This window comes from Streptomyces sp. NPDC030798, assembly GCF_055572275.1.
The window spans coordinates 319803-333037 of the sequence record NZ_JBVIDR010000010.1; the positions used below are offsets into that span (position 1 = coordinate 319803).

The 13235-nt window shown below is 72.4% G+C and carries 11 protein-coding genes and 1 pseudogene; 9 read left to right on the forward strand and 3 right to left on the reverse strand.

Annotated elements, in window-relative coordinates:
• The first annotated feature begins 13 nt into the window (after positions 1–13).
• The 5 genes from ACZ404_RS24240 (at position 14) to ACZ404_RS24260 (ending at position 5226) form a co-directional block, all read left to right on the forward strand.
• Positions 14–904, forward strand: a complete 891-nt coding sequence (locus tag ACZ404_RS24240) for an NTP transferase domain-containing protein (protein ID WP_468443161.1) — start codon at positions 14–16, stop codon at positions 902–904.
• Complete coding sequence (locus ACZ404_RS24245; RefSeq protein ID WP_468443163.1) at positions 901–2250, forward strand: molybdopterin molybdotransferase MoeA; 1350 nt, start codon at positions 901–903, stop codon at positions 2248–2250. The genes ACZ404_RS24240 and ACZ404_RS24245 overlap by 4 nt, the downstream gene beginning before the upstream one ends.
• Positions 2251–2567: 317 nt before the next feature.
• Positions 2568–3035, forward strand: a complete 468-nt coding sequence (locus tag ACZ404_RS24250; protein WP_468443165.1) for a peptidase inhibitor family I36 protein — start codon at positions 2568–2570, stop codon at positions 3033–3035.
• Positions 3036–3115: 80 nt separating this feature from the next.
• Entirely contained in the window at positions 3116–4045 is a 930-nt protein-coding gene (locus ACZ404_RS24255; RefSeq protein ID WP_468443167.1) for a hypothetical protein, read from the forward strand.
• A gap of 200 nt (positions 4046–4245) precedes the next feature.
• Entirely contained in the window at positions 4246–5226 is a 981-nt protein-coding gene (locus ACZ404_RS24260; RefSeq protein WP_468443169.1) for an NAD(P)H-quinone oxidoreductase, read from the forward strand.
• A gap of 23 nt (positions 5227–5249) precedes the next feature.
• On the opposite strand, the gene ACZ404_RS24265 is transcribed toward ACZ404_RS24260, so the two are convergent.
• Positions 5250–5873, reverse strand: coding sequence for a hypothetical protein (locus ACZ404_RS24265; protein WP_468443171.1), 624 nt, complete (start codon positions 5871–5873; stop codon positions 5250–5252).
• 163 nt (positions 5874–6036) lie between these two features.
• Between ACZ404_RS24265 and ACZ404_RS24270 the strand changes: the two genes are divergently transcribed.
• Positions 6037–6576 (forward strand): bacterial proteasome activator family protein, encoded by a 540-nt coding sequence (locus ACZ404_RS24270; protein ID WP_468443173.1) that lies wholly within the window; start codon positions 6037–6039, stop codon positions 6574–6576.
• A gap of 99 nt (positions 6577–6675) precedes the next feature.
• Here ACZ404_RS24270 and ACZ404_RS24275 read toward each other — a convergent pair whose 3' ends face one another.
• On the reverse strand, positions 6676–8307 hold the full coding sequence (locus ACZ404_RS24275) for a Stk1 family PASTA domain-containing Ser/Thr kinase (RefSeq protein ID WP_468443175.1): 1632 nt from the start codon (positions 8305–8307) through the stop codon (positions 6676–6678).
• Between the two features lie 343 nt (positions 8308–8650).
• Here ACZ404_RS24275 and ACZ404_RS24280 point away from each other — a divergent pair, with 343 nt between their 5' ends.
• On the forward strand, positions 8651–10243 hold the full coding sequence (locus ACZ404_RS24280) for a protein kinase domain-containing protein (protein ID WP_468443177.1): 1593 nt from the start codon (positions 8651–8653) through the stop codon (positions 10241–10243).
• A gap of 126 nt (positions 10244–10369) precedes the next feature.
• Here the strand turns inward: ACZ404_RS24280 and ACZ404_RS24285 are convergent, their stop codons facing one another.
• Complete coding sequence (locus ACZ404_RS24285; RefSeq protein ID WP_468443179.1) at positions 10370–11386, reverse strand: phosphotransferase; 1017 nt, start codon at positions 11384–11386, stop codon at positions 10370–10372.
• Between the two features lie 538 nt (positions 11387–11924).
• Between ACZ404_RS24285 and pdhA the strand changes: the two genes are divergently transcribed.
• The gene (pdhA, locus tag ACZ404_RS24290) at positions 11925–13118 is read left to right on the forward strand and encodes a pyruvate dehydrogenase (acetyl-transferring) E1 component subunit alpha (RefSeq protein WP_468443181.1); all 1194 of its coding nucleotides are present in this window, start codon (positions 11925–11927) and stop codon (positions 13116–13118) included.
• A 1-nt stretch (position 13119) separates the two neighbouring features.
• Positions 13120–13235 (forward strand): annotated as a pseudogene (locus tag ACZ404_RS24295) (alpha-ketoacid dehydrogenase subunit beta); the annotation flags it as partial.

Sequence of the window (13235 nt, forward strand, 5' to 3'; positions counted from 1 at the left end):
ACATACTCGGGGGGTGACCGACAACGCCCCCGCCGCGCCCGGGACCGCCGTGCCGTACGACGCCGTCGTGCTGGCCGGCGGCGCCGCCCGGCGGCTCGGCGGGGCCGACAAGCCCGGCGTACGGGTCGGCGGTCGCGCGCTGCTCGACCGGGTGCTCGCGGCCTGTGCCGGCGCGGACACCACCGTCGTCGTGGCCGGCCCCCGGCCCACCGCCCGCCCGGTGCGCTGGGCCCGCGAGGAACCGCCCGGCGCCGGACCCGTCGCCGCGCTCGAGGCCGGCCTGCGGCGCACCACCGCCGAGCACGCCGTCGTCCTCTCCGCCGACCTGCCCTTCCTCGAACCGGCCACGCTGCGGAAGCTGCTGAGCGCCCTCCGCGCGAGCGGCGCCGACGGGGCGCTGCTCACCGACGCCGAGGGCCGTGACCAGCCGCTCGTCGCCGCCTACCGCACCGCCGCGCTGCGCCGCGAACTGGCCGCCCTCGCCGCCCGGCACGGCAGCCTCACGGGACTGCCCCTGCGCCGGCTGACCGGCGCCCTCCAGCTCACCCGCGTTCCGGACCCGCTCGCGTCCTTCGACTGCGACACCTGGGACGACATCGCCGACGCCAGGGCACGCATCAGGGAGCATGGACACGTGTTGGATGAATGGATCTCCGCAGTCAAGGACGAGCTGGGCATCGACCTCGACGTCGACACCGGCGTCCTGCTCGACCTGGCCCGCGACGCCGCGCACGGTGTGGCCCGGCCCGCCGCGCCCCTGACCACCTTCCTCGTCGGCTACGCCGCAGCCCAGGGCCAGGGCGGCCCCGAGGCCGTCGCCGAGGCCGCCCGCAAGGCCGCCGCCCTGGCCCTGCGCTGGGAGGACGAGAACGACGGGGGCACATCCGCCCCGGACGCCGGATGACCGCCCCCGGCACCCGGGCGCAGGCGCCCGCCGAGGACGGTGACGACCTCGACGTCGAGGAGGCCCTGGCCCTCGTGAGGCACCCCAAGGACGACAGCACCGGACCGGCACCCGCCCCGCACGGCGAGGGGCGTCACGACCGGCACCGGGCCACCCCCTGGCCCCGGGCCCGGGAGACCGCCGCCCGCGCAGCCCGCTCGGCAGGCCGCCGCAGCCCCGTCCCGGTGCCCCTCGCCGACGCCCTCGGCCTGGTTCTCGCCGCCCCCCTCGACGCGCTCACCGACCTGCCCTCCTTCGACACCTCCGCGATGGACGGCTGGGCGGTCGCCGGACCCGGCCCCTGGGAGGTGCGCGACGAGGGCGTGCTCGCCGGACACGCCCAGCCCGGGCCGCTCACCGACGGCGAGGCGGTCCCCATCGCGACAGGCGCCCGCATCCCGGCCGACACCACCGCCGTCCTGCGCACCGAACACGGCCGCATCGACGCCCAGGGCCGGCTCCACGCCACCCGGGAGCTCGGCCACGGCCAGGACATCCGCCCACGCGGCCAGGAGTGCCGCACCGGCGACCAGCTGCTCCCCGTCGGCACCCTCGTCACCCCGGCCGTCCTGGGCCTGGCCGCGGCCGCCGGCTACGACACCGTGACCACCGTGCCGCGCCCCCGCGTCGAAGTCCTCGTGCTCGGCGACGAGTTGCTCACCGAGGGGCTCCCGCACGACGGGCTGATCCGGGACGCGCTCGGACCCATGCTGCCGCCCTGGCTGCGTGCGATGGGCGCCGAAGTCAGCGCCGTGCGCCGGCTGGGGGACGACGCCAGGGCCCTGCGCAAGGCACTCACCACCTCCACCGCCGACCTGATCGTCACCACGGGCGGTACCGCCGCCGGACCCGTCGACCACGTCCACCCCACCCTGGAGCGCATCGGCGCCGAACTCCTCGTCGACGGTGTGAAGGTGCGCCCCGGCCACCCCATGCTGCTGGCCCGCGTCAAGGAGAACCAGCACCTGGTCGGTCTGCCCGGCAACCCGCTGGCCGCTGTCTCCGGCCTGCTGACGCTCGCCGAGCCGCTGCTGCGCACCCTCGCCGCCCGCCCCGCCCCGGAGCCGTACACGCTGCCGCTCACGGAGGCGGTGCACGGGCATCCGTACGACACCCGGCTCATCCCGGTGGTGCTGCGCGGCGACCGTGCCGTGCCGCTGCACTACAACGGGCCGGCCATGCTGCGCGGAGTCGCCGCCGCCGACGCCCTGGCCGTCGTACCGCCGGGTGGGGCGCGGCAGGGGCAGGAGACGGAACTGCTGGACCTGCCGTGGGCGGCGGCCGGAATCGGGGTGTGTTTCACGTGAAACGTCCGGGCCATGACGCCGTGATGCCATGACGCCATGACGCCATGACGCCATGACGCCATGACGCCATGACGCCGTGATGCCATGACGCCATGACGCCGTGGCCCGCCGGGCGGGCGGACATCGGATGGCCCATCGGGTGACGCTCCCGGGGGCAGTGGTGGAGCGGCCCCACTCGGTGTCGCCACAACACCGTCCGAGGGTGCGCACCGACACCTGTGAGCCGGCCGAACTGGCCGCTGACCTCGCTAAGTTGGGGTGAATGATCACTTGGTAGGATCCGCTCCGACCACATGATCAATTGGAGGGGGAAATCCATGAAGATCGCGAAGAAGGCCGCGGTGATAGGCGCCGCCACCGTGCTGCTGTCGCTCGTCGGCATCTCTGAAGCGGGGGCGACCTCGTACAAGGGGAGCGGCTGTGACGGAGGCTCGGCCGGCTACCCGTGCCTGGGCCTTTGGTACAACTCCAACGAGACGGGGTCGCACGCGGCCTTCCAGGGGTACGGAAAGCTGAACCTGGGCGGCTACACCTTCGCCTCGCCCGGCAACGGCCACGGCCTGCCCGTCAAGAACAACGCCGCCTCGGCGTTCTTCTGGGCGAAGACCGTGGACGAGACCGCAGCCATCTACTTCAACAGCAACCAGGGCGGTCCTTGCGACGAGCTGTGGGCCCAGGGGTCGAAGCTCTCCGCCGCCGACCGGCTGCACGAGACGTACAACAACGACGCCTCCATCAAAATCTTCGACGGCAGCCAGCCTGCGGGTGTCTGCTACCAGTTCTGAGCGGACCTGACGGATTCATCGGGTGCCGGACGCCAGCAGGATCGCGTTCGGCACCTGATCTTTTACCCGGAGGACACACGATGCCTGGTCGCGTCAGGAGACCGCTGCGAGTCGCCGTAGCCCTGGTGGGCTGCGTCTCGCTGGCCGGCGCCGCGGGGTGCACGGCGAAGGGAGAAGGCCGGCCCGGTGCCCCCGTCTCGTCGGCGCCCGCACCCGGCCCCACCGGTGGCGGCCATGCCGGACTCTCGCCGCTGGAGCGGTACCTGGACCTGCCCATCGCCAAGTACGCGTTCACGCCGGAGGAGAACCATGTGATCTCCCTGGCGGAGCGGCACGACGCCGACGTCTGCATGCGACAGTACGGGCTGCGGTATCGCGCGAAGGACGTCGGCTCTTCCACCGCGTACCAGCCCGGAACCAACCGCCGTTACGGGGTTCTCAACGCCGACGTCGCCGCGCGCTACGGCTATCACTTCCCCGAAGCGACGTCCGCGCCGCGTGGGCCGGAGCTGTCGCAGAAGGAGCTTCTGGCCCTCAACGGCCGCCCGAACGACACGGTCGAGGTGAACGGCCGGAAGGTCCCGGAAGGCGGCTGCCTGGGGAAGGCCAAGGCGGACATCCGGGGGCGTCACACCTACGCGAAGGGCGCCGATGCGGCCCGCGCCATCGCCACTCGGAGTTTCACCGAGTCCCTGCGGACACCCGCCGTCGTGAAGGCCACCGCCGCCTGGTCCCGGTGCATGAAGGGCAAGGGCTTTTCGTACTCGGACCCGCTCGAGGCGCTGGGGGCACCGGAGAACTCCGGCGAGCGGGTCACGGCGCGTGAGATCTCGGTCGCCAAGGCCGACGTCGACTGCAAGGAACGTACCGGCCTCGTGAAGATCTGGAGCGCCCAGGAGGCCGCCATCCAGAGGCACATGATCGCCAAGAACCGAAAGGCACTCGACCTCCTGGCCGCATCCCACCGCAAGGTCGTCAGGGAGGCCCGCTCGCTGGCCGGACGGGACTGACCGGCTCGGCGGCGCAGCCGGCAAGCACCGCCCGCTGCGGCGCGACCGGCCTCCGCGAGAGCGACGACCTGGTGGTGCGTCTCGTACGCGGTCACCGGGTCCTCGGCCGCGTCACCGGGTCCTCGGCCCCCCGCCCCCTGCCCGGCGACTGAGCCGGGGGTGCCCCGGAGGGGGCAGGGCAGGGGAGTAGCGTCGCGTGCATGCATGCGATCACGATTCCCGAACCTGGTGGGCCCGAGGCGCTGGTCTGGGACGAGGTGCCCGATCCGGTGCCCGGCGAGGGCGAGGTCCTGGTCGAGGTGGTGGCCAGTGCCGTCAACCGCGCGGACGTCCTGCAGCGGCAGGGCTTCTACAACCCGCCGCCCGGTGCGTCCCCCTACCCCGGCCTGGAGTGCTCCGGCAGGATCGCCGCACTCGGCCCCGGTGTCTCCGGCTGGACCGTCGGCGACGCGGTGTGCGCGCTGCTCGCGGGCGGCGGCTACGCCGAGAAGGTCGCCGTTCCGGCCGGGCAGCTGCTGCCGGTGCCCGAGGGCGTCGACCTGACGCGGGCGGCCGCGCTGCCCGAGGTGGTCTCCACCGTCTGGTCCAACGTGTTCATGGTCGCCCGTCTGCACCCCGGCGAGATGCTGCTGGTGCACGGTGGCTCCAGCGGCATCGGCACGATGGCGATCCAGCTGGCCAAGGCCGTCGGCGCCAGGGTGGCGGTGACCGCCGGGACGAAGGAGAAGCTGGAGCGCTGCGCCGAGCTGGGCGCGGACGTGCTGATCAACTACCGCGAGCAGGACTTCGTCGCCGAGATCAAGCAGGCCACGGACGGGGCGGGCGCCGACGTCATCCTCGACAACATGGGCGCCAAGTACCTGGACCGCAACGTGCAGGCCCTCGCCGTCAACGGGCGGCTCGCGATCATCGGTATGCAGGGCGGGGTCAAGGGCGAGCTGAACATCGGCACCCTGCTGAACAAGCGGGCCGCCATCAGCGCCACCTCGCTGCGGGCCCGGCCGCTGGGCGAGAAGGCCGCCATCGTGGCCGCGGTACGCGAGCACGTGTGGCCGCTGCTGGCGGCGGGGCACGTCCGGCCGGTCGTCGACCGCGAGCTGCCGATGGCGGACGCCGCCGAGGCGCACCGGGTCGTGGAGGCGAGCGGGCACATCGGCAAGGTGCTGCTGGTGGCGCCGTAGCGGGCGCCTCGGCCCGGGCCGGGTCAGCTCCTGCGGAGCCGCAGGCCCAGGAAGGCCAGGCCGAGGCCGAGGCCGACGAGGACCAGGCCGCTGCCGAGCGGCAGGATGCTCAGGGCCGGTTCGGCGGCCTCGCCCTCGTGCACGGCGTTCCGGGTCGCGGAGGGCTGCGGGGGCCGGTCGGGGTCCAGTCCGGCCTCCTCGGGTGTGCCGGAGGGCGCCGGGGGGTCGGCGGTCTCCGGCTCCTCCGGGTAGGCGCCCTCCGGGTCGCCGGTGTCGGACACCCCGGTGACCGGGGTGGAGTCGTCGTCGTCGCCCTCTTCCTCGGCGGCCGGCCCGTCCGGCCGGCCCGGCCGCATCCGGCCCTCGCCCGCCCGGCTTCCGGCCCGGGACGGCTCGGCGGGACGGGAGGGGGAACGCGAGGCGGCCGGGGAGGCCGAGGCCAGCGCGGCCGGGGAAGCGGGCACGGCGGCCGGGGAAGCCGGCTCGGCGGATGCGGCCGAGGGCGCGGGCGAGTCCCGTGGGGCGGTCTCGGCGCCGTACGCGGGGGCCGTGCCGTACGCGGGAGCGGTGCCGTACACCGGCACCGCCGCCGCGAGCACGAGCAGCAGCCGTGTGCGGCACAGGGTGAGTCGCAGCCATGGAGTCATGTCGGTGACCTCCCGGAGTCCGTCGTCGAACTCCGACGCACATCAGACTCACATTTCACGGCAAAACAGGCATTCCGGATTGGGCCGTCGGGTCTAAAAGGTGGATCAGCCCCACAAGGGGGCAGCACGGTGATGAGGTGGAGGCGTGCGAGAGAATGGCGGCATGGAGATGCCGAGGAACGAACGGTCGCCGGAGAATCCCCAGATCCTCGTCGTGGGCCAGGACGGGATGGCACTCGGCGGCGGCGGAGACGAGGACTCCCGCGAGACCCCGGTGACGGAACAGGTCGAACAGCCGGCCAAGGTCATGCGGATCGGCAGCATGATCAAACAGCTTCTGGAGGAGGTGCGCGCGGCTCCCCTGGACGAGGCCAGCCGGGTGCGGCTGAAGGAGATCCACGCCAGCTCGGTGAAGGAGCTGGAGGACGGTCTGGCGCCGGAGCTGGTCGAGGAACTGGAGCGGCTCTCCCTGCCGTTCACGGACGACGCGACCCCGAGCGACGCGGAACTGCGGATCGCGCAGGCCCAGTTGGTGGGCTGGCTGGAGGGCCTGTTCCACGGCATCCAGACGACCCTGTTCGCGCAGCAGATGGCCGCGCGGGCCCAGTTGGAGCAGATGCGCCGCGCGCTCCCGCCGGGCGTGGTCCACGAGGACGGCCACGACCCGCGCGCGGGCGGCCGTTCGGGCGGGCCCTACCTGTAGTCGGCCCTGCCCGCAGTCGCGCACGTCCCCACAGACCAAGGGCCCGGCGGTCGTCCGCCGGGCCCTTTCGCGCTGTCCGCCGTGCTCGCGCCGTCGCGGCTACGGGTTGCCCGTCGACACGTTGAGCTGGATCTCGACGTCCTCCGGGTCGACGTCCGTGCCGGGCTTGGGGAACTGGTCGATGACCGCACCCTGGCCGTAGGTGTTCTCGTCGACGTCCTTGATCTTCACGCGCCAGCCGGCAGCCGCCGCGCAGTCCTTGACCGACTTGATGTACTTGTACCGGAAGTCCGGGAGCTGGACCTTCTTCGGGTCGTTGTACGACTCCTCGGGCTCCGTGCACACGGTCTTATCGACCGTCTTCGTCGTGTCCGGCCCCCTGTAGCCCGCCGCGTGGGTCGAAGCGGAGGCGCTGGGACCGCCGCCGCCCGTGGTGTCGTCGCCGCCGTTGTTCAGTATCAGCGCGACGACCAGCCCGACGACCGCGACGAGGGACACCACGACCGAACCGATGATCACCGGCTTGTTGCCCTTGCCGCCGTCCCCGCCCGGGGACTGCACCGCGGTCTGCGGGCTGATGGTGTACGGCGGCGGGGTCGCGGCGGCCTGCCCGCCGTAGGCGGGCGCCGGCGGGGTCGGGTAGCCGCCCTGCTGCGGATAGCCGTACGCGGGCGAGGGGGTGGGCGGCGGAGTGCCGTACGGGTGCGGCTGCGGAGCCGGCTGGTACGGGGTCTGCACGGGGCCGGTGGGCGCCGGGGTCGCCTGGCCGACCGGCGGGAACACGGCGGACGCCACACCGGCGCCGCTCTGCGTCGGCGCGGCGCCCGGCACGATGCTCGGCGCGGCCGCCTGGAGCGAGGCGGCGACGCGCAGACACTCGCCGCGCATGGACTCGGCGGTCGGGAAGCGCTCGTTCGGGTTCTTCTTCAGCGCGCGGGCGACCAGCGCGTCCACAGCCGGCGGCAGGGAACGGTTGATCGAGGACGGAGCGACCGGCTCTTCCTGCACATGCGCGTACGCGATCGCCAGCGGGGAGTCCGCGTCGAACGGCAGCCGCCCGGTGACCAGCTGGAACAGCATGATGCCGACCGAATACAGATCGGAGCGGGCGTCCACGCCGCGGCCGAGGGCCTGCTCGGGCGAGAGGTACTGCGGGGTGCCGACGACCATGCCGGTCTGGGTCATCGAGGTGACGCCGGACTGCATGGCGCGGGCGATGCCGAAGTCCATGACCTTGACCACACCGCGCTTGGTCATCATCACGTTGCCGGGCTTGATGTCGCGGTGGACGAGCCCCATCTCGTGGCTGATCTCCAGCGCCGCCAGCACATCGGCGGTGATCTTCAGCGCCTTGTCGGCGGGCATCGCGCCGTACTGCCGGATGTCCTCCTCGAGCACCGAGCCCAGCGGGCGGCCCTCGACGTACTCCATGACGATGTACGGCGTCGTGATGCCGCCCAGGTCGTCCTCGCCGGTGTCGAAGACCGAGACGATGTTGGTGTGCGTGAGCTTGGCGACGGCCTGGGCCTCGCGGCGGAAGCGCTCGCGGAAGGCCTGCTCCCGGCCCAGCTCCGTGTGCAGGGTCTTGATCGCGACCTGGCGGTCCAGCACGGCGTCGTACGCCAGGTGCACCGAGGCCATGCCGCCCTCACCGAGCAAGTCGCGCAGCTGGTAGCGGCCGCCGGCCAGCGCCCGCCCCGCGTACCGGCCCTGTGCGCCGTCCTGGCTCATCTCTTAGCGTCCCCCACTGGCCGTCCGGCGCCGTCGCTGGGCGAACATGCCTTGATCGAATGTGTCATTCCCGGCCAAGTCTGCCCCAGGGCACTGACACGTCAAGCGCGGTGCCCGTTCCGTGACCGTACGCGAAAGAAGCGTCGCGGAAGCGTTACAGCGGCCGTACCGCCGGTACACAGAATTTGCACGAGAGCGCGTGCTAGAGGTTTTATGACCGGTCCGTCTCGGGCCGGTCCCGGTACCGGATCCGGACCGGCGGCTCCCGCGAAGGCTGTAGCGTGGCCGACGGAGACCGTAACAACACCGCGCGCACCGCGGGCAGAAACGACGGCGAGGACCGATGGCACAGACGCACAGCGCCCAGGGCCCGTCCGACCCCGAGGCGACTGGCGGCGGCATGTCAGACACGCCGGAGATGTGGGGCAACGGAGGGCTCGTCGGCGACGGCCGGTACCGGCTGACCCATCGACTGGGCCGGGGCGGCATGGCCGAGGTGTTCGCGGCGGAGGACGTCCGTCTGGGCCGCACGGTCGCGGTCAAGCTGCTGCGCGCCGACCTGGCCGAGGACCCGGTCTCCAAGGCCCGCTTCACGCGCGAGGCACAGTCCGTGGCCGGGCTCAACCACCACGCGATCGTCGCCGTGTACGACTCCGGCGAGGACCACGTCGGCGGCCAGTCCGTGCCGTACATCGTGATGGAGCTGGTCGAGGGCCGCACCATCCGTGACCTGCTGATGAACGCCGAGGCGCCCGGCCCCGAGCAGGCGCTGATCATCGTCTCCGGGGTGCTGGAGGCGCTCGCCTACTCGCACCAGCACGGCATCGTGCACCGCGACATCAAGCCGGCCAACGTCATCATCACCACCACCGGCGCGGTGAAGGTGATGGACTTCGGCATCGCCCGCGCCCTGCACGGGGCGTCGACGACGATGACGCAGACCGGCATGGTCATGGGCACCCCGCAGTACCTCTCCCCGGAGCAGGCGCTCGGCAAGGCGGTGGACCACCGCTCCGACCTGTACGCGACCGGCTGCCTGCTGTACGAACTGCTCGCCCTGCGACCGCCGTTCACCGGCGAGACCCCGCTGTCGGTGGTCTACCAGCACGTCCAGGACATCCCCACCCCGCCCTCGCAGTTCTCCGACGCCTGCCCGCCGGAGCTGGACGGCCTGGTCATGCGCTCGCTCGCCAAGGAGCCGGACGACCGGTTCCAGACGGCCGAGGAGATGCGCGGGATGGTCCAGTACGGCCTGCAGATGCTCTACGACCAGGGCGGTCACACCGGCACCTGGAACACCGGGCCGGTGGCGGCGCACGACGGCCGTCACACCCCGGCGGGCGGCTTCGCGGGGACGGCCGTGATGCCGCATCCGGACGCCTCGGGCACCGCGCAGATCCCGCAGCCGATCCTGCCCACCGGGTACGGCAACGGCGACGACGGCGGCTTCGAGGGGCACGGCAACAAGGGGAGCGGCCGCGGCAGGCTGTGGATCCTCGCCGTCCTCGCGGTGATCGCCATCGCGGCGGGCGTCGCGCTGGCGCTGAAGGGCACGGGTGCCGGCAGCGGCAACGGCACCGACACCAAGCCGTCGTCGACGCACTCGAAGTCCACGAAGGACGACACCGCCAGCGAGACGCCGTCCGACGACACCACCGACCAGCCCTCGGACACCTCGACGGACAGCGGCACCGACACGGGCACCGGTTCGACCTGGACGCCCTCGCGCACGCCGTCGTACACGCCGTCCCGGTCGGCCACCTCCGAGCCGTCCTCGAAGCCGTCGGACCCGGAGACCTCCGCGGAGCCGTCGACGCCGCAGAGCCCGTCCCAGTCGTCGGACCCCGGTGACGGCGGCACCGACGAGGGCACCTCGGACGGCGGCACGGCCTCCGGCGGCACCGACGGCGCCACCAGCGGCAACGGGGGACCTTGAAGGTCACCGACGCCGACCGTCACCGGGGGACTCTGAGGCGGCGGCAGTAGACCAGCCCACGCGCGCGTGCGAGCCACGGCTCCACGCGCGCGTGGCGTTCACGCCGTGGGATGACGCCGGCCGGGCTCACTCCACGAAGGCGTCGCACACCGTGTCGTACTCCCGCGTCCACCACACCGCGAGCGCCGAGGCGGCCGGGAACTGGCAGTCCGCGCGCGTGTCGCCGCGCTCGTAGTGCCAGCGCAGCATCCAGAAGTCGTTCAGGCGCTCCCACCACACCCGGTGCACGGCCGCCGCCAGCTCCGAGGGGGTGGCGCGGGCCGCGCGCCGGTACGCGCGCGCGTACGCCCGCACCTTGGGCAGGTCGAGCGTTCCGGCGGGCCGTACGAAGAAGATCGCGGCTGCCCTGACGGCCTCCTCGGCGCGGGGCTGCACGCCGAGCCGGTCCCAGTCGACGATGGCGGCCGGGGCGTCACCCCGGTAGAGCAGGTTGAACGGGTGGAAGTCGCCGTGCACCCAGCCCACCGGACCGCCGCGCGGCGGCCGCCGGTGCGCGTGCTGCTCCAGGAGCGCCCGGCGTTCCAGCAGGCGGTGGCGGGCGAGGTCGTCGAAGGCGTCGGCCGGATGGTGACGGCGGACGTGGGCGAGCAGGTCGTCGATGAGGGCGAAGGTGTCGGCCGGGTCGGCGCTCACCACGGGGTGCGGGCTCGTGGCCGGGCGCGTGCGCCCCTTGGGCGGCATCACGCGCTCCAGACAGGCGTGCACGGCACCCAGCAGCGCACCGAGGCGGGCGCACTGCTCGCGGGTGAGCTGGCCGCCGTCGCGGTGCCTGCCGTCGATCCACGGGTACAGGGCGTAGGCGTGGCCGCCGACCACGGCGACCGTACGGCCCTCGCGGTGGGCGAGCGGCGCGGCGACCGGGACGCCGAGGTCGGCCAGGCGCTGGGTGGCGCGGTGCCGGCGCTCGATGGCGGCCGGATCGGCGGTGTCCGGGTCGAAGTGGTGCTTGAGGAAGTAACGGCCGCGGGTGGTGCGCACCCGGTAGCCGCGGTTGAGCAGGCCCTGGTCCACGGGCTCACAGGTGACGGCGGAACCGGCGGCGTAGAGGCGCAGCAGGGCGCCCAGAGGGGGCGCGTGAGGCACAAGGGGTGGTACACATCGGCGCGGCACGCGCCAGATGCTAGGGCAACGGAAGACGCTGTGAGCTGGGGCTTGTCACAGGCAGTCGCCACTGATCACTTTCGGTCACAGTGAGGCACGGTGGCGAAATTCCGATCCCCGATCGGTTGGCCGGCGTCCCACGGTCCCCCGCTCCCTCTCAGGCGGGGTGATACCGGGATTTATTCGGTTTCATGTACGAGGGCGGCGTCACACATCAGCTCTTCCCGTTCCCGGGGTCGCCGGGATAACGTGCCGTTGCTCCGGCCTCCTGCAAGGCTGTGACCAGCGGCCTTCCGGTCCCTGCGGATTTACTTGGAAATCCAAGCAAAAACGCAGGTCAGGAGGGGTTTCACAGAAATGTGGAGCACTGGGTAACGTAAAAGTCGCAGGGCGCTCGCCGGGGCACCTGTCACGCCTGTTCCCGGCCGAGTGGCACCCACCCCGTGCCCGGTGGTCGAGAACAGGTGAGCCGCACTGGCCTACCGGCAACCCCGGGGGCCGGAACGACGGAGGAGCACACGTGACCGTGGACAGCAGTGCCGCGCGCAAGCCGCGACGCAGCGCCGCAGGCAAGGCCGGCACCACCGGCAGCAGGACCGGAACCACCGGCACCAAGCGCACCACCAGGACCACCGACCCGGAGCTCGTGCAGCTCCTGACGCCCGAGGGCAAGCGGGTCAAGAACGCCGAGTACGACGCGTACGTCGACGGCATCACCCCGGACGAGCTGCGCGGCCTGTACCGCGACATGGTGCTCACCCGCCGCTTCGACGCCGAGGCCACCGCCCTGCAGCGCCAGGGCGAGCTGGGACTGTGGGCGTCGCTGCTCGGTCAGGAGGCCGCCCAGATCGGCTCCGGCCGGGCCCTGCGCGACGACGACTACGTCTTCCCGACCTACCGGGAGCACGGCGTCGCCTGGTGCCGCGGGGTCGACCCGACCAACCTGCTCGGCATGTTCCGCGGTGTGAACAACGGCGGCTGGGACCCCAACGGCAACAACTTCCACCTCTACACGATCGTCATCGGCTCCCAGACGCTGCACGCCACCGGCTACGCGATGGGCGTGGCCAAGGACGGCGCGGACTCGGCCGTGATCGCCTACTTCGGCGACGGCGCCTCCAGCCAGGGTGACGTCGCGGAGTCGTTCACCTTCTCGGCGGTCTACAACGCGCCGGTGGTGTTCTTCTGCCAGAACAACCAGTGGGCGATCTCCGAGCCCACCGAGAAGCAGAGCCGCGTGCCGCTGTACCAGCGCGCCCAGGGCTTCGGCTTCCCGGGCGTCCGGGTCGACGGCAACGACGTGCTGGCCTGCCTCGCGGTCACCAAGTGGGCGCTGGAGCGGGCACGGGCCGGCGAGGGCCCCACCCTGGTCGAGGCGTACACCTACCGCATGGGCGCCCACACCACCTCCGACGACCCCACCCGCTACCGGGGCGACGAGGAGCGCCTGGCCTGGGAGGCGAAGGACCCGATCCTGCGCCTTCGCCGGTTCCTCGAGGCCTCGAACCACGCGGACGAGGGATTCTTCGCGGAACTCGAGGCCGAGTCCGAGACGTTGGGCAGGCGGGTGCGCGAAGCGGTCCGTGCCATGCCGGACCCGGACCACTTCGCCATCTTCGAGAACGTGTACGCGGACGGGCACACGCTCGTCGATGAGGAGCGAGCCCAGTTCGCCGCCTACCAGGCGTCGTTCGCGGACGAGGGGGGTAACTGAGATGGCCGAGAAGATGGCTCTGGCCAAGGCGATCAACGAGTCGCTGCGGCGTGCGCTGGAGACGGACCCCAAGGTCCTCGTCATGGGTGAGGACGTCGGCAAGCTGGGTGGTGTCTT

What these genes read in the sequence shown, in the direction of transcription:
- ACZ404_RS24245 (WP_468443163.1), top strand. Translation starts at nt 901, where the DNA reads ATGACCGCCCCCGGCACCCGGGCGCAGGCGCCCGCCGAGGACGGTGAC.
- ACZ404_RS24250 (WP_468443165.1), top strand. Translation starts at nt 2,568, where the DNA reads ATGAAGATCGCGAAGAAGGCCGCGGTGATAGGCGCCGCCACCGTGCTG.
- ACZ404_RS24255 (WP_468443167.1), top strand. Translation starts at nt 3,116, where the DNA reads ATGCCTGGTCGCGTCAGGAGACCGCTGCGAGTCGCCGTAGCCCTGGTG.
- ACZ404_RS24260 (WP_468443169.1), top strand. Translation starts at nt 4,246, where the DNA reads ATGCATGCGATCACGATTCCCGAACCTGGTGGGCCCGAGGCGCTGGTC.
- ACZ404_RS24265 (WP_468443171.1), bottom strand. Translation starts at nt 5,873, where the DNA reads ATGACTCCATGGCTGCGACTCACCCTGTGCCGCACACGGCTGCTGCTC.
- ACZ404_RS24270 (WP_468443173.1), top strand. Translation starts at nt 6,037, where the DNA reads ATGGAGATGCCGAGGAACGAACGGTCGCCGGAGAATCCCCAGATCCTC.
- ACZ404_RS24275 (WP_468443175.1), bottom strand. Translation starts at nt 8,307, where the DNA reads ATGAGCCAGGACGGCGCACAGGGCCGGTACGCGGGGCGGGCGCTGGCC.
- ACZ404_RS24280 (WP_468443177.1), top strand. Translation starts at nt 8,651, where the DNA reads ATGGCACAGACGCACAGCGCCCAGGGCCCGTCCGACCCCGAGGCGACT.